Genomic DNA, 19,824 nt, shown 5'->3' on the forward strand with positions numbered 1-19,824 from the left:
GAGCTCTTATTCATAAAAAATCCGGTGTTAAACATTTCTGCTTAATACCGGATTTTTGCTGTTCTATTTAATTTTGAAATTAGTAGGCAAGACATTTATCAAGAGAATCAATGATACCTTCTTTATCCATATCATGACCGATAAATACCAATTTAATCATTCTGTCTCCTACTTTTTCATCCCAATCATCTATAAGTGTAGGGTCTTCCTGCATCATTTTCTGACGAACCTTTTTAGGAGCTGTAGCAACCCACTGACCTGCATTGGAAATGTTGCACTGCTTTCCTGCCTGCTCAAAAAGATAAGCATTATTGTTATCTTCAGCTGCCCAGATGAGACCTTTACTTCTTATAATTGTTTTTGGCATATTGTCAAGCCAGTCCTCAAATTTTTCCTTTTCAAAAGGAGTTCTTCTGTAGTAAACGAATGAGCCGATGCCGTACTCTTCCGTTTCACCCTCTCCGTGATGGTGATGATGGTGGTGACCGTGTTCGTCATGGTCGTGATCATGCTCGTCATGATGATGCTCATCGTGTTCATGCTCATCATGTTCCTCCACTTCCTCATGGTGCTTGCGGCGTTCATCTTCCTCACTGTAATCGTATGAATCTAATTCCTGAATCCAGCCGGCAGACATACTTGCATCTTCAAAATCAAATCTGTTAGTGTTAAGAATTTCATCAACGTCAATCTGTCCGTATGTTGTTTCAAACATAACAGCTTTTGGCTGAAGCTTTCTGATAATTGCCTTAACCTTGGCAAGCTGTTCAGGTGTAACTGTATCAACTTTATTTAAAATAATGGTGTTACAAAATTCAATCTGCTGAATTAAAAGATTTTCAATATCTTCATCATCTATGTCATCTTTTACAAGATTTTCACCACAACCAAACTCATCTGCCATCCTTGCAACGTCAACTACTGAAACAATATTGTCTAAGCGGGCAATTTTTGCTCTCTTGTCATAAGAACCGTCTAACATCGTAATGGATTGAGCTATAGGAATTGGTTCGCAAATACCACTGGCTTCAATTAAAATATAGTCAAACTTTCCTGAACCAATTAAATCAACAATCTGATTAATAAGATCAACTTTTAAAGTACAGCAAATACAACCGTTTTGCAGTGGAACTAAATTGTCATCTTTCTGGGTAACCTGTCCGCCCTTGGCAATTAATGAGGCATCAATGTTTACCTCGCCAATATCATTTACAATAACAGCAACCTTATATCCCTTCTGATTTGAAAGAACCTGGTTAAGTAATGTTGTTTTGCCGGCTCCTAGGTAGCCTGTAAGTAATGTGACAGGAACTAATTTTCTTGCTGTCTTTTCCATATTATCTACTTCCCTTCGTTAATAATTTATTTATATAATATTGCAGTATGCTGCAAAGATATAATCCTCTTAAACCATTATATGGTAATACAAAAATATACATATAATGTTAAGTAAATGTTAAATATCTATTTTAAAATATAGGCTGTGTAACCTTTCATTTCAAAATCAGGTTTTACAGCTATATTATTACCTGAAATCAAATCTGTAAAAGTGTCTTTTTCTGAATTAAAGGAACAGCTGAAACTGTTCTCATCTGCATTAATTGCCACATAAATATTTTCACCATTACAGCTTCGTTTAAATATACATTGTCTGTTTGTAAGAACAACTGATGTAAAATCTCCATAATTTAATGCCTGCTGACTCTTTTTTATGTGGGATAATTTTGCAATATAGGCACTTAATTCATTGAAAACAGGTTTATCAAAGCTTGGTCTTAAAGCAGGATCTCCCTGATTTTTATCTGCCCTTTCACCACACTCGCTTCCATAATAGATACAAGGAATACCAGGCATGCCAAATAAAAGTGCATAAATAAGCGGCAGATGATTTTCGTTGGAAAGAATACTTGCCACTCTTGTAACATCGTGGTTATCTACAAATGACAACAAGTGTTTTCCTTTGTAAAGAGTCCAGTTCTCCGGCCCAAACTGACGAAGGAGTGAATGATTAATTTCAAACATATTCATGCTGTTAAAGCTGGAATAAAGTCCCTTGTAGCATTCATAATTAGTGGCACTGTTAAGCATTTCAGGATTCATGCGCTGGTTATAATCTCCGTGAAGCATTTCTCCTACTAAAAAGAAATCATCTTTAAGACTATCAACATGTTTTCTTAATCTTCTTAAGAAGTCAAAATCAAGACAATATGCTACATCAAGACGTATTCCGTCAATGTCAAACTCTTTTATCCAGAAGGTTACGGCATCTAAAAGATATTCTACTACATCGTTGTTGTAAAGATTAAGTTTTACAAGGTCATAATTGCCTTCCCAGCCTTCGTACCATAAACCGTCATTGTAGTTTGAATTCCCGTTAAGATCAATATTAAACCAATGAAAATAAGGTGAGTTTTCCCGGTTCTTTATCACATCCATAAATGGCGGAAAACCACGTCCTACATGATTAAAAACGCCGTCAATAACTACTTTTATTCCGTTGGAGTGCAACTGACTGCACAATTCCTTAAAATCGGAATTATCCCCTAATCTTACGTCTAATTGCTTATAATCTCTTGTATTGTATCCGTGAGTATCAGATTCAAATATAGGTGAAAAATAAATGGCATTGGCACCTATTTCTTTGATATGGGGAATCCATGAGGCAACCTTTGTAATACGATGGGTTAAAACTCCGTCATTTTCAAAGGGTGCACCGCAAAATCCTAAGGGATAAATCTGATAAAATACACTCTCATATGCCCACATTTATATCTCATCTCCTAAAGTTCGTTTATATTAACGGTTTTGCCATCCCGCCAGATTCTTTCCAAATCATAGAATAGTCTGTCGTCCTGATTAAATACATGAACTACAATATCCTTATAATCCATTAAAATCCAGTTGGCATTATTATATCCCTCAATGCTTTTTGGGTGAACATCTTCTTTACCTAATTGCTCAACAACATTGTCAGCTATGGCTTTTATCTGGTTAATATTACTTCCACCGGCTATTATAAAATAATCAGCCAAAACTGAAATTTCCGAAATATCAATTATGGAAATATCCATTCCTTTTTTATCATCAATTGCATTATAGGCAATTTTTACCATTTCCTTTGAGGTCATGTATTAATTCTCCTTATTTTCGTTAATTGCATTTTTATAATAAGAATATGCTTTACTTGTGTTATCATCAATTAAATCAGCTGAATTTACCTGTAAATAATCCATGGTGTCTTTTAATATGTCATACACAAGTAAATCTAAATTTTTTAAAGAAATGCTTCTTAAATAATCTAAATTAGGCTGCTTTGTCCGTCCCGGTTCAATGTAATCTGCTGAAAAAATTATTTTTTCCAAATCAGTCATATCTTCCCTGCCTGTAGTATGCCAACGGATGGCAGATAATATTTCAGGGTCGGTAATATTATACTTCTTTTGGGCAATAAAAGCTCCTACCTTAGCATGTAACAAATCAGGCTTTTTCTTTTCTGAATCAGATACTTCTATATTGTTTTCATAACATATATTTAAAAGCTCAGAATCACTCATGTATTTGGCACAATCATGAAGAATACCTGCAAAATAAGCTTTGTTAGGGTTTAACTTAAAATGTTCCGCCATGGTTTTGGCTGTGTCTGCAACTCCTAAAATATGTTTAAAACGGGAAGGTTTCAATAAACTTTCCAAATCTTCCTTGATTTTATTAATGGACCATGCCTTATTTACATTGTTATTGTTGTTGTATAAATTATTTTCTACAATATATTCGTATACAGGTTCAGGGACCATGGATTTTATGGCTTCATAACTGTTGCAGCGGATATAACTTGAAGAAATATCAACTGCAGGCATGGAAAGAATACCAATATGAGTATTGTACTCCTTCTCTATTTCAGAAATATTAACATCCATTTTTTTTGAACTTTCGTCGTCACGCTTAACGGCAATAAGCTTAGCAAACTTTAATATAACGTCAGGTCTGTACCAGCTTTTAAAAGAGGCAATGGAATCACTTCCCATAATAAAATAATATTCATTTTCAGGGTGAAGCTCCTTTAACATATGAAGAGTGTCTGCTGTATATGTTACATCATGACTGTTAAGCTCAAAATCGGAAAATCTGATTTTGTCCAGTGAACCAATGGCAAGCTTAATCATATTTGCCCTGTGAAAATTGCCTGTTATTTTGTTCTTATCCTTATGAGGAGGATAAGGAGTTGGCATAATTAATATTTCATCAAGATTAAATTGCTTAAGCGCTTCTTTTGCAATTGTAATATGAGCATTATGAATGGGATCAAAAGTTCCTCCCAGTATACCGACTTTCATTACGCACTCCTTTAATTACGGTAAAATGATTTTTCTGTTCTTTTCTTCTTTTGCAGGTCTGTATAATACAATTTTACGACCAATAACATGAACCACTTCTGACTTTGTTCTTTCAGCTAAAACCTGAGCAACCTGATGGCAGTCATCAAAGCAGTTCTTTAATATGTTTATTTTAATTAATTCTCTTTTTTCCAAGGCTTCATCAATGGCTGATGTAAGTTCCGGTGTTACGGAGGACTTACCAACCTGAAATATAGGCTGTTCCATTGCTGAAATTTTTCTTAAATATGCTCGCTGTTTACTATTCATTTTTTTCTCCATTTATTTGTAATAATCAAACTGGTGACCATAAATTTTTACTGTATCACCGTCTTCTATACCGAGATTTTCCAATTCTTCCAATATGCCATTATCCTTCATAAAGTTCTGGAAGAACATAAATCCTTTTTCCGAATCAATATTTGTATAACCAAGCATACGTTCAATTCTAGGTCCCTCAACAGAATAAAGTCCGTCTTCGATTTTTTCTACCGTGTATGGTAATTCAATTCCTAACTGGTAATCTTCAGGGTTATATTCCTGTTCATATACTGTTGGGGCATCATCAAACTGATCAAGCATTTCCCTTACATAGAATAATAATTCTTTAAGTCCCTTACCGCTTACGGCAGATATTGGAAATACTTTAATTTCCGGTTCAAATTCTGCCTTGATTTTATCGATAACCTCGTTAGTGTCACCATATATAGCATCGATTTTGTTGGCAGCTATAACCTGAGGACGGGTAAGAAGTTCAGGGTTGTATGCTTCAAGCTCCTTATTAATAGCCTTAATATCAGCTATAGGATCACGTCCCTCTACGGAAGCTGCGTCTATCATATGAATGATTACTTTGGTTCTTTCAATATGCTTTAAGAATTTGTGACCTAATCCTACTCCTTCAGATGCCCCTTCAATTAATCCTGGAATATCTGCGATTACAAAACCCCTTCCACCATCTAAATCCACAACACCAAGGTTAGGATTTAATGTTGTAAAGTGATAGTTGGCAATTTTCGGGTCTGCATTGGTAACTCTTGATAAAAGAGTTGATTTACCTACATTTGGAAAACCTACAAGTCCTACATCGGCAATACTCTTTAATTCAAGGGTAACATTTAATTCCATGCTTTTCTGACCCGGCTGGGCATACTTTGGAACCTGCATTGTAGCTGTGGCGTAATGCTGATTTCCCTTACCACCACGTCCGCCTTTAAGTACAATGACACGTTGATTTTTGCCACTCATATCTGCAACAATTTTGCCGGTTTCAGCTTCTCTTATAATGGTACCTTCAGGAACTCTTATAATAAGGTCTGCACCATTCTTACCTGTTTTATTCTGTTTTCCGCCTTCCTGTCCCGGTTCCGCTTTGTAGTTATGTTTATGTCTGAATTCATAAAGAGTATTAAGTCCTTTATCAACTTCAAATATTACATCTCCACCTTTTCCGCCGTCGCCACCGTTTGGGCCACCGTTTGGTATATATAATTCTCTTCTAAATGAGACGTGTCCGTCTCCACCTTTTCCGGATTGGATAAAAATTTTAGCAAAATCTGCAAACATGATAAATCCTCCATTATTTAAAATAGGCTCCAAATCAAAACCTGATTTGAAGCCCAATACTGTTCGTGTATAAATTATTCAGCTACCGGATAAACAGAAACCTGTTTCTTGTCTCTGCCTTTTCTTTCAAATCTTACGATTCCATCAGCTGTAGCAAATAATGTATCGTCACCACCACGTCCTACGTTAACGCCCGGGTGAATCTTTGTTCCACGCTGTCTGTAAAGAATGTTTCCTGCTAAAACAAACTGTCCGTCTGCTCTTTTAGCACCAAGTCTCTTTGACTCTGAGTCTCTACCGTTCTTTGTAGAACCCATACCTTTTTTATGAGCGAAGAACTGAAGGTTCATCTTCATCATAGCTATACCTCCTTATAATCTAATGATATAAAATCTTTGTATTCTTTTTCCAAATCCCTAAGTCCTAAAACAAGAGATTTAAGTAAAATTTCTGCTTCCATGCCGGGCTTGTCGTCTAGCATATAATCAATAACGCCGTCATCCTCATGTTGAAAAACACTGAATCTTTCTTCAGTAAGTTCTTCAATGGAATTCATGCAGTTAATGGTTAAAGCAGAAATGCCTGCACATACAATGTCATATCCGGCTTCCGAATATCCGCTGTGTCCGCTTACACGAAAACCAACATAATCATTATTACTGCAATAAATAGTAATGTTTGTCATATCTTATACCTTCACTATGCATTGATCTTGTCAATCTTAAGCTCTGTATACTGCTGTCTATGACCATTCTTTTTATGATATCCGGTTTTTCTCTTGTACTTGTAAACGATAACTTTCTTAGCCTTGCCATCGCCAACAACTGTAGCTTCAACTGATGCACCGTCAACTGTTGGGTTACCAACCTTAACATCATCACCGCTAACCAAAAGAACCTGATCAAAAGTAAACTTGTTTCCAGCTTCAACGCCGAGCTTTTCAACTCTAACTGTTTCGCCTTCAGAAACCTTATACTGTTTACCACCTGTTGCTATAACTGCGTACATTATGGGCACCTCCTATTACTCATTACTCGCCAGCTTCGGTGACTGCATATGCAGTACTTATAACCACACTGAGCGGCATACCATTGTATAATAACATCATAAGATGTAGATGTCAATTGATTTTTGACGATATATTACATGATTTAGGTTATTAATTTATTTTTATACTGTCATTTTGAGATATTGGAATAACTAAATAGGTTTCACCGTCAATATCTTCCTGGCGTATAAGTTCACGCTTCTCATCGTTTACCTTAATTATTATATCACTTCCCTCTGTATCATAGGCCTGGGCAATTTTTCTGTTAAGCTCTTTTATTTCTTCTTTTAAAAGCACTTTTTCGTTATTGTCCTTTACTGCCTTTACTGCTTTATTAGGAATAATATCTCCTAAAAGAGGCAGTTCGTCTTTATCTATTGCAGTAATATATTCTTTACCGATTTTGTCGGCTTTATTCTCTTCTATTCCTGCATAAGTCAGGGCACTTTTTATATTTTCTTCGTTTACTACTGTTTCAGGCTCTGAATCAGAAATCTGCGCCAGTTCAATATTAACTGATTCCATAACCTCTTTTAAATCATCCTCAGAAGTTACATCAGATACCATATCGCAAAGTACGTTCTGCTTCTGGACAAAGGTAAGTTTCTCACGGCATCCCAGTATATCCTGAATTAACTCATTATGAGGATTCTTGCTGTCAGCCGTGTACATTAATACTGAATGAATGTCACTGCTTCTTTCGTTAAATGCCGGGAAAATAAATCCTGTTTCAGGCATTCCAACCATCCACTCCCTGTTAAGGGTTCCAATGCGCATATCGCTTTTGTTATATCCAAGTCCCGGCTTTGATAAAATCATAGGACAAATGGCACATATTATGTACTCATACACTTCTTCTGATTCATCAAGCTTGTTATTATCTGTTGTTTTAGTCATAACGTCATATACATCATGGAACAGTAAAATAAGATAGTTGCCTAAAGAGTCATATTTTTCTATAACCATGTCATAGAAAGCATCCAATAATCCCTGATCCTTTAAACCGCTTTTCTTAATTCCTAAAAGGAACTGCTGATGGCCTCCCGGCTGTTCTTCTTCAAGTGGGAAATCCAGTTCAAGTATATTATTTCCAACATTTGTGGATAAAACTTTTTTTGCAATTTCTAAATATTTATAATATTCTTCATCTTCCAAATTTAAAAATGTTTCATCTAATTTTATAACTTTATTTTTTGAATCATTTACATAACATCCACACATTTTTGTAAATGTGCAGCTGTCTTTCTTTAGTCTTCTTCGTAATTCACCAATAGATTTTTTATCCATTATAGCCTCCCTTGGTTGTTGTAGTTTATTTGTCGTTAGTTATGTCACCGCTACCCTTTAAGTCTATTTTATCACCTAAATATTTAGGTTCCGGACGGGCAATGCACTTGCCAAATGCCTTTATCCTTGCAATATATTCCCTAAACTGCCAATATATCATTTTTTTGCTGTAGTACCGTAAATCCGATGATACACCATAGGCATCAAGTCCTAAGCTTTTGGCAATATAAAGAGCCCTGTACAAATGATATTTCTGGGTAACAATAATCACTTTTCTGGCACCAAAAATTTCCTTTGCACGATACATTGAATCGTAGGTTTCAAAACCTGCGTGATCCATAAATATATCCTCTGAAGGAACACCTTCGTTAATTGCGTAATTTTTCATGGTATTTACTTCGTCATAATTTTCTCTGCCATGATCCCCTGACATAAGTATTTTACCGGCTGCATTGTCCTTATATAATCTGTCACCGATTATAATTCTATCTTCAAGCATATTAGTAGGTGAGCCGTCTTTTCTCACTCCGGCACCTAAAACAATAATGCAGTCAGCATCCATATCTTTAGCATCCTCTAATGAAATGACATTTTCGGATACAGAGTTAGTCATGTACAGATTTATACCAACAACTGCTAACAGTGTTACGAGACAAATAAAAAGTATCCATAGGAAAATTTTTATCAGCATTTTTTTAAATCCACCTTTTTGTTTCTTGTCCACTTTAGTACCTTTTTGGTCTTTGCACTTTTTCATTCTGCTTTCTCCTTTAGATTTAACCTAAATTATTACGGTACTGTGAAGGAGTAAGACCTGTAATACTTTTGAAGGTTTTCATAAAGTGTTTTTCATGGTCGTATCCTACAGCCTGAGAAATTTCATTTATTTTCATATCTGTTTCAGTAAGAAGTTTTTTTGCTTCTCCAACACGGATGTTTTTTAAGTAGTTGACAAAATTAGTTCCGGTATACTGCTTAAATGTATAAGAAAATAATGAATAATTCATGGATATATAATTAGAAACAACAGCCATATTCAAGTCTGTAGCATATTTTTCCTTTATATATTCAATAGCTTTTTGCATTTTTATATTAGTTTTGTGTTCGTCTATATCCTGACCTACAAGTTCGTTAAAATGGTTAATCCATTCTTTTATCACATCCATGTATACATCAATGGTTTCAAAGGCATATATATCAGCTAATTCATTAATGTCCTCTTCTTTGTTGGCTAAAACATTTTTATAAACCTTCATTGTGGTTCTTATAATTATTTTCATTTGCTCCTGAAACTCATTAATGTTGTATTTGCCGGACTTTACACCTTCTGAAAATGCAGTAAGCTGTGATATAGCTTCCTCTAACTTGTTTGAACAAATAAGATTGGCTGTCTGCATCATATATTTAACACCATATTCAAAGTCTTTAGGAAGTTCTTTGAAACCATCTGCATCTACTAACTTTTCGCATTTTTCAAAGGAAAATCTTCTCATTTGGGCAGCTTCGCAAAAAGCCTGTTTAACGTCAAAGAAATTTTCATATACTAAACTTACACCAACATAGTAATGCTGAAGTTTGGCTTTAACATCGTTAAAATATTGGGCATCAGTAATAATAAAGTTAAGAGAGTCACGCCCCTGAACATAGAAATACTTATCCTTTTCCGTAAATTCATTATCGTCTTCCTTTGCACTAAAACAAAATACTGCATACTTATCAAAAGGAATGTATTTGTGTATTATATGGCATGTGTTTTCAAGTTCTGCCACGGTAATATCATCGCAGAAAATCATATATTTAAGCTGCTGGAAGGCTACGTTACGCTCCTGCATGTATTTTTCCTGTTCTGCTTCATAGATGTCTTCAAACTTAACTAATGTTTCCGTGATTTTTTTTCTATCTACAGGTTTTAAAATATATTCCTGAACTCCGTTTTTAAGCATACCTACCGCATAGTCGAAATCATCAAATCCACTTACTGCGGCTATTAAAGGCTTCTTCTTAAATTCTGAAGCTTTGCTTACTAATGTAATTCCATCCATTTTAGGCATTCTAATATCTGTAAACATTACGTCCACTTCCTGATTTTTTAGAATTTCAAGAGCAGCTTCACCGTTGTTACATTCAATAATATTTTCTATTTCCACACCGCTTCTCTCAATCATAGAGCGAACGCCCTGCCTTATTAATTTCTCATCTTCAACTAAAAGTAAAGTTTTCATTATTGATTCTCCTTGTCAAGTGGTATTTTTATAAGCACTTTTGTGTATACGCCTTCTTTTGAAAAAATCTGTAAACCGTATTCGGCTCCAAAATACATTTTTAGTCGTTTAGAAACGTTATATAAAGCACGTCCGTGTTCCTTAGATTCATCAACTCCATCAGCGGCATTTATACGTTCTCTAAGTTCCTGTAATTTCTCTTCGGACATACCTGCACCGGCATCGGATACTTCTATATTGACTACATTATTTTCTTCAAATGCCTTAATATAAATATAAGTGTCTTCTGCCATATTTTCAATACCGTGGTATACGGAATTTTCTACTAAAGGCTGTAGAGACATTTTAGGTATTCTAAGTTTCATATATTTATCAGGTATATTAAGAGACAAATATATTTCGTAGTCAAATCTTAAATTTAGAAGATTTAAATAATTTTGTATGTAATGAATCTCCTCGCTTAATTCTACCATACCTGAGGTCCATTTCATACTATATCTGAACATTTGCCCCAGGGATGTAATGGCATCTGATATTTCAAACTCAGACTTAATTTCAGCCATCATTTTTATTGTTTCAAGAACATTATACATAAAATGAGCATTTATCTGATTTTGTAGGGATTTAATCTCTGCATTTTTTACCAGCAGCTGTTTTTGGGTATTTTCCCGGTTTAACTCATCAAGGGAAACAACCATTTTGTTTATTTGTTTACCAAGCTCTGATATTTCATCATTTCCTGATTCTGTAAGTTTAATGTTCTCGCCATTTTCAATTTGGGCAACTTCACTGGTTAGAATATTAAATCTTCTAAAAATATTTCTTATCATAAAAAATACAATAATTATGAATATTGCCGTTGAAATAAGCATAACGTACAAGTAAGGTATCTGGCTCATATAAAAGGAGTCAACGGTATCTTTTATTCCTTTTATATGTACAAAACATCCATTCATGGAAGGTAAATCAGATACAGAAACAATACAGCTTTGATTGTTAAAAGTTGCAAAAACTGACTTGTTTTTTAATTTATATGTAAATTCAAACAGTTTTTTTCTGTTTTTATCAAAAATCTTTTTGTTTTTGTCTGAAGAATAAATGCCACCGTTATTGTCCACAAAACAGCATAGTTCACTGTTATTTTCGTCAAAATATCCTGAAAACATATTTTCAAGAGGCGTTGATATTTCTAAAATAGCAAGGAGTCTGCCGTTGTCATCTTTTATCTGGCTTACTAAACCTATCAGGTGAGAGTTTTTATTTACACTATCAGGAAACACCTTATCTAAATAATCTATCTGCCATGGACTGTATTTATAAGTATCTGCCCAGTCCATATTTGAAAGACGGCTTATTTTGTAAAATGATGGTTTTTTCTCTGTAATGTCAGCGTTTACAAAAAGCCGCACCTGATATATGTAAGGATTAATAGTGGTCATGGTTTCAAGGGCAGACAGTTCTTTTTTGTAAAAATTGATTTTTTCAGAAGAACTTAATTCCTCACCTTTTTGTCTTAACTTTATATAATCCTTAATGGAGTCATTTTGTTCTATTGTCTGTTTGGCTAAATTACAAACTTCCTGTATATCATTGGCATTTTGCAAAAAAGTTTTCATATAAATTTTTTCGTCTTTTAATGCAATATCTTTGGCATTGCCGCTCATGTTTATAAACATAATAATAGTCCAGGAAACGGCACATAAAATTATAAATGTGGTAATTATAATAATTACTTTGCCGCTTAGGGAGTTTATATGCATTTTAAATTTGATTTTATTAGAAACACGTTTCATTTATTTATCTAAACCTAACTTTTCTATATTTTCCTGTATTTTTAATGTAAGGGCACTTAACACCCTTTCGTATCCCATCTGATATCTTTCTTTCATATAGTTGTTATAAATTTTATCAAATTCCCTGTCGGATTTTGATAGTAATAAAAGAGGTAAAACGTCACCCCATTTTTTTTCGGCTTTGTTTTTAATTTTTCCAACATCTGTTGAAGTGTCAAAAACAATGGTATATTGCCCAACGTATGTGGTATAAGGATATGACCATTTTTTTAGCTGGGTAACGGGATTATCAGGATCATCCTTAATCCACTGGGATGCCATGGCATCATTTTGCATCATCCAGTAACAGGAATCACCTCCATATATACTGTTGTATTTTTTACGGTCAGTGTATAGAAGCTTTCTAACGTCATCCTTTATTTCAGGAACACCATCTTTGTTGTAGTCCCACATCTCACCCTGGGTTCCTAACCATGTCATTTTCTGCCCTTCTTCACTTAAAAGGTATGTGAGAAGTTTTATGGCAGCCTTAGGGTTTTGGCACTTCTTTGAAATCATGGTTACAGTCCAGCCATTTACGCTTGTTCCCGGAAGAGTGTAGTCGTCACCGGAAAGATTTTTCGGACCGTCAACGGCAATGTATATGCTATCGGGATTGTTTTTATAAAGATTTTTTTCCTGATCAGATAAATCCGTATATTGATATATCATGCAGAAGTATTGTCCGTTATTAATTTTTTCAGATTTCTGGGTTCGACTCTCAACAAAAATTTCATCCTTTAAAAGACCTTCTCCGCCAAGTTTTCTAAAGGCTTTAAGCCATGTAATATAGTCCTTGTTTTTTAAACGGTCAATGGCATTCCCTTTTTTGTCAACGTAAGGAACTGCTAAGAAATCCAAAAGATAATTATCAAAGGAATCACAGCCTATATCGTTAAATTCAGTACAACCTACAGGAATCATTTCATTTCCGTCAATTGTAGGAAACATTTTGGCTGCTTTTTCTACTGCTTTAACAAAGCCTTCAGGTGTAGTCATATCAGGACTTCCAATGGCTTCGTAAATATCCTTTCTTACAAGAAAGGCTTCATTGGAAGCTAAATTATCATATTTTTCGTAATCTGACGGAGAACAGGCTGAATTTGGATAGCCGTATAAATGTCCGTTAGGTCGTGAGTGCCACTTTACAACCTGCTCATTTACAACGTTATAAAAGTAAGTATCGTATTCATCTGCAAGTTTATCCAGAGCATATACTTTCTTATCGTTTATCATTTCACTTATTTCAGGTTCCCACCATCCCAGAGTTATTAAATCAGGAAGGGAATCAGAGGCAATCATTGAATCCAGCTTCTCATTGGGATTGCCGGTTGGTGTAATAAAGCTGATGTTACACTTGGTTTTCCTGGTAATGGCCTTTGATACAATGTTATTACCCCAGTCTGTATTAAACCACGAAAAATTTATATACCATGACAAATCTGTATATTTTTCTGCTTTTTCTTTTTTTCCACAACTGCAAAACAGCGATAATGCCAGTGCAATGCATAACAATACACTAATTATCTGTTTATTTTTCATTACTTATCACCTACTATTTCCTTTAATGGCTTTTCTTTTTTTTGGCGGGAAATTTCCATTAAGCCTAAATGTGTCATTCCCCATATATTACATTTAACGTAATCACAGTCAACATATGATTTTAAGATATCTTCAAGATTTTGGCAACTTTCTTTTTTAGACATATTTATAAAATCTACAATTATAATTCCTGAAATATTACGAATCCTAAGCTGCTTAGAAATTTCAAGGGCTGCCTCAAGATTGATTTTTTCAAATGTTTTTTCTTTGTTATTATGAAATTCTGCTTTTCCCGTATTTACATCTATTACAGTTAACGCTTCTGTAACTTCAATTACCAGATAAGCTCCTGACTTAAGCCATACTTTTTTTGATAATGCATTTTTCAAATGTTTTCCTAAAGCATATTTGTTACATAAGCTTATGGAAGTATCTGTAAAATAAGTTGCAGATATCCGGCTATTTGTAAGAAATTTATAAACATTTTCATTGTCTGTTTTTATTTCTCCTGAATATTTATTTATAAATTCATTACATGCATTAACAATTTTGTTGTTTTCAAAAAGCAAAGCTTTAGAAGTTGAAAAATTAAATTTCCTTAATATATCTTCATATTGTTTCTTTAATAAATCAGCCTGAGCTAATATATCCTCCATGGAACAATCGGCTCCGGAAGTTCGTAAAATAAATCCATATTCCCCGGTGTCAAGAGAGGAAAGGGACGACTTTAACCGGTTGCGTGTGTCATTATCCGTGATTTTTCTTGATATGCTTATTCCACTGCCACCTACTACCATTACCAAATTATCAGAAGAAAGGTTTAGCTTTAAGGTAAGGGCATAGTCCTTGGTTTTTATTTTGTCTCCTGCAACCTGAACTAAAATTTTGCCCCCGGACTTTGGCTTTTTCTCTATATTTTTAAGGGAAAGAAATCCTTTTAAATTGTCCCCGAATTCCACGAAAGCTGCATCAATATTTTTTACAACATCCTTAACATATCCGCAATAGATATTACCTATTAATGAATTGTCACTGAAATTTTGAATACGATACAATTCATCATTAATAAAATAAAATCCAAGTAATATGTTATTATAAAAATCACTTATAATCAGCCTGTTATCCAATGTTTTCTCCTATATCACTACCAATATTATCTAAGGAAATGAGCTTGCCATCCTCAGTGCAATACATATCAAGACGCTCATAAATATATGAGGTATCACTTTTTTGTGTGAAATTTTCAAGGGCTGTAACTACTAATTCTGGTTTCAGATTTTGAGCACTTCCCTGGGCAAGCTTTATAAAAATGCCATTATCCTCTTTTTTGATGGAATATATCAATGGCTTTATATCTACTTCCTTCTCACTTTTCTTAGTCTTCTTAATTACATTGATGGAATCCTGATTTATAAAACCGGTAATATCATCGTCTGTAAATATATCTGTATATACAAAATAATCTGCAGCAGACATAACAGCCATGGCATTTTTGGCATTATCAGGAAGTAATTTATAGCTTAAAACTTTTACTCCTTCAACGTTTTGCTCGTTTATTCTTTCTATTGCCTCTTTAGTGGAAAGGGTGGAGTTTACTTCCATATCAAAGTATTCACCTTTACTTAAAACACCTACACTAAGAGGTGCTGCAAAAGACATTTTCTGGTGAGGTGAAAAACCTTCCGAATATGCCACATCAATTTCACCACGGCGCATTACTTTTTGAAAATATCTAACCATATCCAAATGACCTATAAATTTCATTTGTTCCTGTTTTGAAAAACGCACTCTAATTTTCATGGCAAATACCTCCTCCAAAAGATGCTGCTCCACATCCGGAACATTTCATACGACAGTTAGGAGTTACGGTTTCATTATGGGCATTATGCCATTCTCTAAGTAAGAAATTTTTAGTTACTCCTGTATCAATGAAATCCCAAGGGAAAATTTCATCTTCTTTTCTTTCTCTTGTTACATAAAAATCAACATCTATATTTGTTTCTTTAATGGCTTCCTGCCATAATTCTTCATTATGAAATTCTGACCAGGCATCATATATTCCACCTTTTTCATATACATAAAGAATGGTTTTTGCCAGTTTTCTGTCGCCTCTTGCCAGTAAACCTTCAAGTACACTTATATCTGACTCATGCCAATGATATTTAATACTTTTTCTGTTTAACAGAGTTTTTAATTTGTCATTAATTCTTCGTGCCTTATCCAGAAAATCTTTGGAGGTACACATAGGTGCCCACTGAAATGGTGTAAAAGGCTTAGGCACAAAGAAAGATGTGCTGGCAGTAATCTGGCATTTTCCGTTTCTCTTTTCTTTTGGCACTGTTTCATAATATAATTCAGCTATTTTTTCGCATAAATCCATTATTCCGTCAACATCGTCGTTAGTTTCAGTTGGCTGACCTAACATAAAATAAAGCTTTACTTTATTCCAGCCACCTTTAAATGCCTGTTCACATCCATTTAAAATATCCTCTTCCGTAAGTCCTTTATTAATAACGTTACGCATTCTTTGGGTACCTGCTTCCGGGGCAAAGGTTATGGAGCTTTTCTTTACATCCTGTACCTTGCTCATTACGTCTAAAGAAAAGGCATCAATTCTAAGAGAAGGCAGGGAAATATTTATATGTCGTGATTTACACTCTTCTATTAAGAAATCAATAAGCTCTTTTAAATGACTGTAGTCACTGGTGCTTAAGGAACTTAAGGAAATTTCTTCCTGCCCTGTGGTTTTTAGCATGGTTGTAGCTAAATATTTTAATTTTTCAAGGCTTTTTTCCCTTAACGGCTTATATACTGAACCTGCCTGACAAAAACGACACTCTCTTATACAGCCTCTTTGTACTTCAAGAACACATCTGTCCTGTGTTACCTTAATAAAGGGAACAAGAGGCTTTTCAGGGTATTCTACTTTGTCAAAATCAAGTACAATATCTTTTCTTACGCCACCTTTGGCATGAGGGTTATTAGGAACCATTTCTTTAATGGTGCAGTCTTCATTGTATATCACATCATAAAATGCCGGGACATACATACATGGAATTTCCGCAGCCATTTCCAAAAACTCTTTCCTTGTACCACCGTTTTTCTTGTTTTCTTTATATAAATCAAGGAGGTGATAAAATTCAGTTTCCCCTTCGCCCATATAAAAAATATCAAAAAAATCTGCTACCGGTTCCGGATTGTAAGAACATGGACCGCCACCCATAACAATAGGCTCATCCTCACCTCTGTCCTTTGAAAGTAAGGTCACCTGACTTAAATCAAGAAGCTGTAATATGTTAGTGTAACACATTTCGTATTGTAATGTTATGCCGATAAAATCAAAGTCCTTTACACTATCCTGGGATTCTAGGGCAAATAATGGGATATTTTTCTCACGCATTATTTTATCTAAATCAACCCATGGGGAGTATACTCTTTCACAGTACACATCATCTCTTTTATTTAATAAGTCATAAATAATCTGTATACCTAAATGGGACATACCTATATCATATACATCAGGAAAGCACATGGCGTATCTGATATCTACACTTTCAGGGTCTTTAACTACCATGTTTACTTCATTTCCAATGTAACGTGCAGGCTTTTCTATATTTAACAATATTTCATCTGATAAAGCTAATTTTCTCATATTTCTCCTAGACTTTTATATTAATTCTGTAGTTTTTGTGATATTAATGTGTTATACTATTTAGCTGTAAAAATAAGTTTCACATATGCTTTAATTTAGTATTATACCATTCCTTATAATACTATATAGAAATGTTTTTTACAATAAAAGCGAAATATTAACCCGGGAGATTTTAATAAAATGTACAAATACGAAACACACTTACATACAAAACACGGAAGCGCATGTGCTACTATTTCAGGAAAGGGACAGGCTTTAGAATACAAGCATGCAGGCTATACCGGAATTATTATTACCGAACATTTTTTTAGGGGAAATACCTGTATACCAAAGGATTTGCCATGGGAAGAAAGAATTAATCTGTTTTGCAGAGGATATGAGGAGGCAAAATACTATGGAGATAAAATAGGTCTTCAGGTATTCTTCGGATGGGAAGAAACATATGATGGACAGGATTTCTTAGTTTATGGACTTGATAAGGAATGGCTGCTTAATCACCCTGAAGTTGAACATTGGACAATAAAGGAGCAGTTTTTGGAGGTTTCAAAATATGGTGGAATGGTTATACATGCTCATCCTTTCAGAGACAGACCATATATACCAAAAATCAGACTTTTTCCTAAGCAGGTACACGGGGTGGAGGTGTACAATGCAGGAAATTATAACGAAGAAAATGAAAGAGCATATATGTATGCAAAACAATATAATCTTCCAATTACTGCCGGGGGTGACAGCCACCATCATGATATTACCTGCTCCGGCATTGGCGTGGAGGAAAGGTTTGAAAGTATTGTGGACTACATTAAATGTATTAAAGAAAATAAGCCAAAACAGTTGCTTTACATTAATTAAAAAATGGGGCTATCGCACAGCCCCATTTTTTTATTAATGGGTTTTTATACCCACAGCAAGAACAGGTCTGGCTGCTCGGGTAAAGTGTTGGCACTTTGATTACATCATTCCCATACCAGACAGACTTGTATGCAAGCATATCAAAAAACTTACTCCATGATGCTGAACCGATGTGCTGTGCCAGTTTATGATTACGCATCATATTTTTTACTTTCAAATCTTCGATGCAGATTGTTTGGTTTTCACGAATCAGCATGGTAGACTGTTTCTGCAGGAAGTCATTTCTCTGGTTTGTAATCCTTTCGTGGACTAAGGCAACCTTAATACGCTGTCTGTTGCGGTTATTGGAGTTTTTCTGTTTTCTTGACAGCTTACGCTGTTCACGGATCAGTTTACGCATTGATTTTTCAAGATATTTCGGATTTGACACACTACTTCCGTTACTGTCTGAGTAAAACTCTTTAATACCTACATCAATGCCTATGCAACCACCATTGTTCGGTCTTGGCTGTGGTTCAAATTCCACGTTAAGAACCGCAAAATACCTGCCTGCAGGAGTATGCTCAATCGTTACATTTTTGATTTTTCCAACTTCCATGGACTGACGTATTCTGACATAGCCAAGTTTAGGGAGTTTGATGTATTTACCTGCAATACGGATTTTACCACCCTGGTTTACGGTCCTGTATGACTGGTGGTGATTGTGTTTACTTTTGAATGTTGGGTGTGCTGCACGTTTCTGAAAAAAGTTTACAAACCCTCTGTCGAGGTCACGCAAAGACTGTTGTAACGCAATAGAATCCACCACTTTCAGGAAAGCAAAATCTTCACACTTTTTAAGTTCCGTCAGCATTGCGGAAGTCTGGGAATAGCCTATTTTACTTCCGTTCCTAAAGGCTTCATTACGCATGGCAAGTCCCTTGTTGTAGATTAGTCTGCAACAGCCAAGAGTCTGATTGATTAAATTCTGCTGTTCCCTGTTAGGGTAGATTCTAAATTTGATACCTTTTTGCATTATCCCATTTTACCTTTTTGTCTTTGCGATGTTTTCTGATTTTCAATATACTGCCTGATTATTTCCAGTGGAGCACCACCCACTGTAGATACAAAATAGCTGTTTGTCCAAAGAGTTGGCATTTTTGTTCTGAGATACGGAAATTCTTCTCTTAAAATTCTGGAAGTATATCCTTTTAAGGACTTTACTGCTTTGTGGATACCAAATTGCGGGTCTACTTCCATCAGTATGTGTACATGATCTGGCATTATTTCCATTTCCAGAATGTCTACAGAAAGATTTATGGCATGCTCAAGGAGTAATTCCTTTAATCTGACATCCACACCATTAATTAATACTTTTCGCCTATACTTTGGACACCATACCACATGGTATTTGCAGGAATAGACGACATTGTTATTGGATTTATATGTTGTATTCATGCCTGTATTATAC

Annotated in this window: 20 protein-coding genes; 1 reads left to right on the plus strand and 19 read right to left on the minus strand. The window is 34.8% G+C overall.

Features of this window, described 5'->3' with window-relative positions; all coding sequences use genetic code 11:
* Window positions 1–79 precede the first annotated feature (79 nt).
* From H8S00_RS08610 to H8S00_RS08690, 17 genes are all read right to left on the minus strand, one after another.
* Window positions 80–1,336: a CobW family GTP-binding protein gene (locus H8S00_RS08610; protein WP_118588609.1), complete on the minus strand. Its 1,257-nt coding sequence runs from the start codon at window positions 1,334–1,336 to the stop codon at window positions 80–82.
* Between the two features lie 128 nt (window positions 1,337–1,464).
* Window positions 1,465–2,766 carry an alpha-amylase family glycosyl hydrolase gene (locus H8S00_RS08615; protein WP_186840405.1) on the minus strand — a complete coding sequence of 434 codons (1,302 nt, stop codon included), beginning with the start codon at window positions 2,764–2,766 and terminating at the stop codon, window positions 1,465–1,467.
* 14 nt (window positions 2,767–2,780) lie between these two features.
* Window positions 2,781–3,128 (minus strand): ribosome silencing factor, encoded by a 348-nt coding sequence (gene rsfS, locus H8S00_RS08620; RefSeq protein ID WP_021953046.1) that lies wholly within the window; start codon window positions 3,126–3,128, stop codon window positions 2,781–2,783.
* A 3-nt stretch (window positions 3,129–3,131) separates the two neighbouring features.
* On the minus strand, window positions 3,132–4,334 hold the full coding sequence (nadD, locus tag H8S00_RS13850; protein ID WP_118588607.1) for a nicotinate-nucleotide adenylyltransferase: 1,203 nt from the start codon (window positions 4,332–4,334) through the stop codon (window positions 3,132–3,134).
* A gap of 15 nt (window positions 4,335–4,349) precedes the next feature.
* On the minus strand, window positions 4,350–4,643 hold the full coding sequence (yhbY, locus tag H8S00_RS08630) for a ribosome assembly RNA-binding protein YhbY (RefSeq protein ID WP_021953044.1): 294 nt from the start codon (window positions 4,641–4,643) through the stop codon (window positions 4,350–4,352).
* Between the two features lie 12 nt (window positions 4,644–4,655).
* Window positions 4,656–5,939, minus strand: a complete 1,284-nt coding sequence (obgE, locus tag H8S00_RS08635) for a GTPase ObgE (protein ID WP_118588606.1) — start codon at window positions 5,937–5,939, stop codon at window positions 4,656–4,658.
* Between the two features lie 74 nt (window positions 5,940–6,013).
* Window positions 6,014–6,298: a 50S ribosomal protein L27 gene (gene rpmA, locus H8S00_RS08640; RefSeq protein ID WP_118588605.1), complete on the minus strand. Its 285-nt coding sequence runs from the start codon at window positions 6,296–6,298 to the stop codon at window positions 6,014–6,016.
* Window positions 6,299–6,300: 2 nt separating this feature from the next.
* Window positions 6,301–6,624, minus strand: a complete 324-nt coding sequence (locus H8S00_RS08645) for a ribosomal-processing cysteine protease Prp (protein WP_021953041.1) — start codon at window positions 6,622–6,624, stop codon at window positions 6,301–6,303.
* A 14-nt stretch (window positions 6,625–6,638) separates the two neighbouring features.
* Complete coding sequence (gene rplU, locus H8S00_RS08650; protein WP_021953040.1) at window positions 6,639–6,947, minus strand: 50S ribosomal protein L21; 309 nt, start codon at window positions 6,945–6,947, stop codon at window positions 6,639–6,641.
* A gap of 151 nt (window positions 6,948–7,098) precedes the next feature.
* Window positions 7,099–8,274 (minus strand): DUF4317 domain-containing protein, encoded by a 1,176-nt coding sequence (locus H8S00_RS08655; RefSeq protein WP_021953039.1) that lies wholly within the window; start codon window positions 8,272–8,274, stop codon window positions 7,099–7,101.
* Window positions 8,275–8,299: 25 nt separating this feature from the next.
* Window positions 8,300–9,031, minus strand: a complete 732-nt coding sequence (locus H8S00_RS08660) for a SanA/YdcF family protein (RefSeq protein WP_243052978.1) — start codon at window positions 9,029–9,031, stop codon at window positions 8,300–8,302.
* Window positions 9,032–9,050: 19 nt separating this feature from the next.
* Window positions 9,051–10,496: a response regulator transcription factor gene (locus H8S00_RS08665; RefSeq protein ID WP_021953037.1), complete on the minus strand. Its 1,446-nt coding sequence runs from the start codon at window positions 10,494–10,496 to the stop codon at window positions 9,051–9,053.
* A complete protein-coding gene (locus H8S00_RS08670) occupies window positions 10,496–12,172 on the minus strand; it encodes a sensor histidine kinase (RefSeq protein ID WP_158576781.1) in 1,677 nt (558 codons plus the stop codon). The genes H8S00_RS08665 and H8S00_RS08670 overlap by 1 nt, the downstream gene beginning before the upstream one ends.
* Window positions 12,173–12,289: 117 nt before the next feature.
* On the minus strand, window positions 12,290–13,870 hold the full coding sequence (locus tag H8S00_RS08675; RefSeq protein ID WP_118588603.1) for an extracellular solute-binding protein: 1,581 nt from the start codon (window positions 13,868–13,870) through the stop codon (window positions 12,290–12,292).
* A complete protein-coding gene (locus H8S00_RS08680; protein WP_118588602.1) occupies window positions 13,870–14,997 on the minus strand; it encodes a ribonuclease E/G in 1,128 nt (375 codons plus the stop codon). The genes H8S00_RS08675 and H8S00_RS08680 overlap by 1 nt, the downstream gene beginning before the upstream one ends.
* On the minus strand, window positions 14,990–15,670 hold the full coding sequence (locus H8S00_RS08685; RefSeq protein WP_118588601.1) for a TIGR03936 family radical SAM-associated protein: 681 nt from the start codon (window positions 15,668–15,670) through the stop codon (window positions 14,990–14,992). Before H8S00_RS08685 ends, H8S00_RS08680 begins: the two co-directional genes overlap by 8 nt.
* Window positions 15,660–17,522: a TIGR03960 family B12-binding radical SAM protein gene (locus H8S00_RS08690; protein WP_118588600.1), complete on the minus strand. Its 1,863-nt coding sequence runs from the start codon at window positions 17,520–17,522 to the stop codon at window positions 15,660–15,662. The genes H8S00_RS08685 and H8S00_RS08690 overlap by 11 nt, the downstream gene beginning before the upstream one ends.
* 180 nt (window positions 17,523–17,702) lie before the next feature.
* Here H8S00_RS08690 and H8S00_RS08695 point away from each other — a divergent pair, with 180 nt between their 5' ends.
* Complete coding sequence (locus tag H8S00_RS08695; RefSeq protein WP_021953030.1) at window positions 17,703–18,374, plus strand: PHP-associated domain-containing protein; 672 nt, start codon at window positions 17,703–17,705, stop codon at window positions 18,372–18,374.
* On the opposite strand, the gene tnpB is transcribed toward H8S00_RS08695, so the two are convergent.
* Complete coding sequence (gene tnpB, locus H8S00_RS08700; RefSeq protein WP_243169568.1) at window positions 18,367–19,389, minus strand: IS200/IS605 family element RNA-guided endonuclease TnpB; 1,023 nt, start codon at window positions 19,387–19,389, stop codon at window positions 18,367–18,369. The genes H8S00_RS08695 and tnpB overlap by 8 nt on opposite strands.
* The gene (gene tnpA / locus H8S00_RS08705) at window positions 19,389–19,811 is read right to left on the minus strand and encodes an IS200/IS605 family transposase (RefSeq protein ID WP_021953028.1); all 423 of its coding nucleotides are present in this window, start codon (window positions 19,809–19,811) and stop codon (window positions 19,389–19,391) included. Before tnpA ends, tnpB begins: the two co-directional genes overlap by 1 nt.
* Window positions 19,812–19,824: the final 13 nt, after the last annotated feature.

The organism is Eubacterium segne, assembly GCF_014287775.1.
In the GTDB taxonomy this organism is placed as follows: Bacteria; Bacillota; Clostridia; order Lachnospirales; family Lachnospiraceae; genus Eubacterium_G; species Eubacterium_G segne.

Coding starts and splice junctions, on each gene's coding strand:
- H8S00_RS08690 (WP_118588600.1), bottom strand. CDS start 17,522: ATGAGAAAATTAGCTTTATCAGATGAAATATTGTTAAATATAGAAAAG.
- nadD (WP_118588607.1), bottom strand. CDS start 4,334: ATGAAAGTCGGTATACTGGGAGGAACTTTTGATCCCATTCATAATGCT.
- tnpB (WP_243169568.1), bottom strand. CDS start 19,389: ATGCAAAAAGGTATCAAATTTAGAATCTACCCTAACAGGGAACAGCAG.
- H8S00_RS08610 (WP_118588609.1), bottom strand. CDS start 1,336: ATGGAAAAGACAGCAAGAAAATTAGTTCCTGTCACATTACTTACAGGC.
- rpmA (WP_118588605.1), bottom strand. CDS start 6,298: ATGATGAAGATGAACCTTCAGTTCTTCGCTCATAAAAAAGGTATGGGT.
- obgE (WP_118588606.1), bottom strand. CDS start 5,939: ATGTTTGCAGATTTTGCTAAAATTTTTATCCAATCCGGAAAAGGTGGA.
- H8S00_RS08695 (WP_021953030.1), top strand. CDS start 17,703: ATGTACAAATACGAAACACACTTACATACAAAACACGGAAGCGCATGT.
- H8S00_RS08655 (WP_021953039.1), bottom strand. CDS start 8,274: ATGGATAAAAAATCTATTGGTGAATTACGAAGAAGACTAAAGAAAGAC.
- H8S00_RS08670 (WP_158576781.1), bottom strand. CDS start 12,172: ATGTTTATAAACATGAGCGGCAATGCCAAAGATATTGCATTAAAAGAC.
- tnpA (WP_021953028.1), bottom strand. CDS start 19,811: ATGAATACAACATATAAATCCAATAACAATGTCGTCTATTCCTGCAAA.
- H8S00_RS08645 (WP_021953041.1), bottom strand. CDS start 6,624: ATGACAAACATTACTATTTATTGCAGTAATAATGATTATGTTGGTTTT.
- H8S00_RS08675 (WP_118588603.1), bottom strand. CDS start 13,870: ATGAAAAATAAACAGATAATTAGTGTATTGTTATGCATTGCACTGGCA.
- H8S00_RS08660 (WP_243052978.1), bottom strand. CDS start 9,031: ATGAAAAAGTGCAAAGACCAAAAAGGTACTAAAGTGGACAAGAAACAA.
- yhbY (WP_021953044.1), bottom strand. CDS start 4,643: ATGAATAGTAAACAGCGAGCATATTTAAGAAAAATTTCAGCAATGGAA.
- rplU (WP_021953040.1), bottom strand. CDS start 6,947: ATGTACGCAGTTATAGCAACAGGTGGTAAACAGTATAAGGTTTCTGAA.
- H8S00_RS08665 (WP_021953037.1), bottom strand. CDS start 10,496: ATGAAAACTTTACTTTTAGTTGAAGATGAGAAATTAATAAGGCAGGGC.
- rsfS (WP_021953046.1), bottom strand. CDS start 3,128: ATGACCTCAAAGGAAATGGTAAAAATTGCCTATAATGCAATTGATGAT.
- H8S00_RS08615 (WP_186840405.1), bottom strand. CDS start 2,766: ATGTGGGCATATGAGAGTGTATTTTATCAGATTTATCCCTTAGGATTT.
- H8S00_RS08685 (WP_118588601.1), bottom strand. CDS start 15,670: ATGAAAATTAGAGTGCGTTTTTCAAAACAGGAACAAATGAAATTTATA.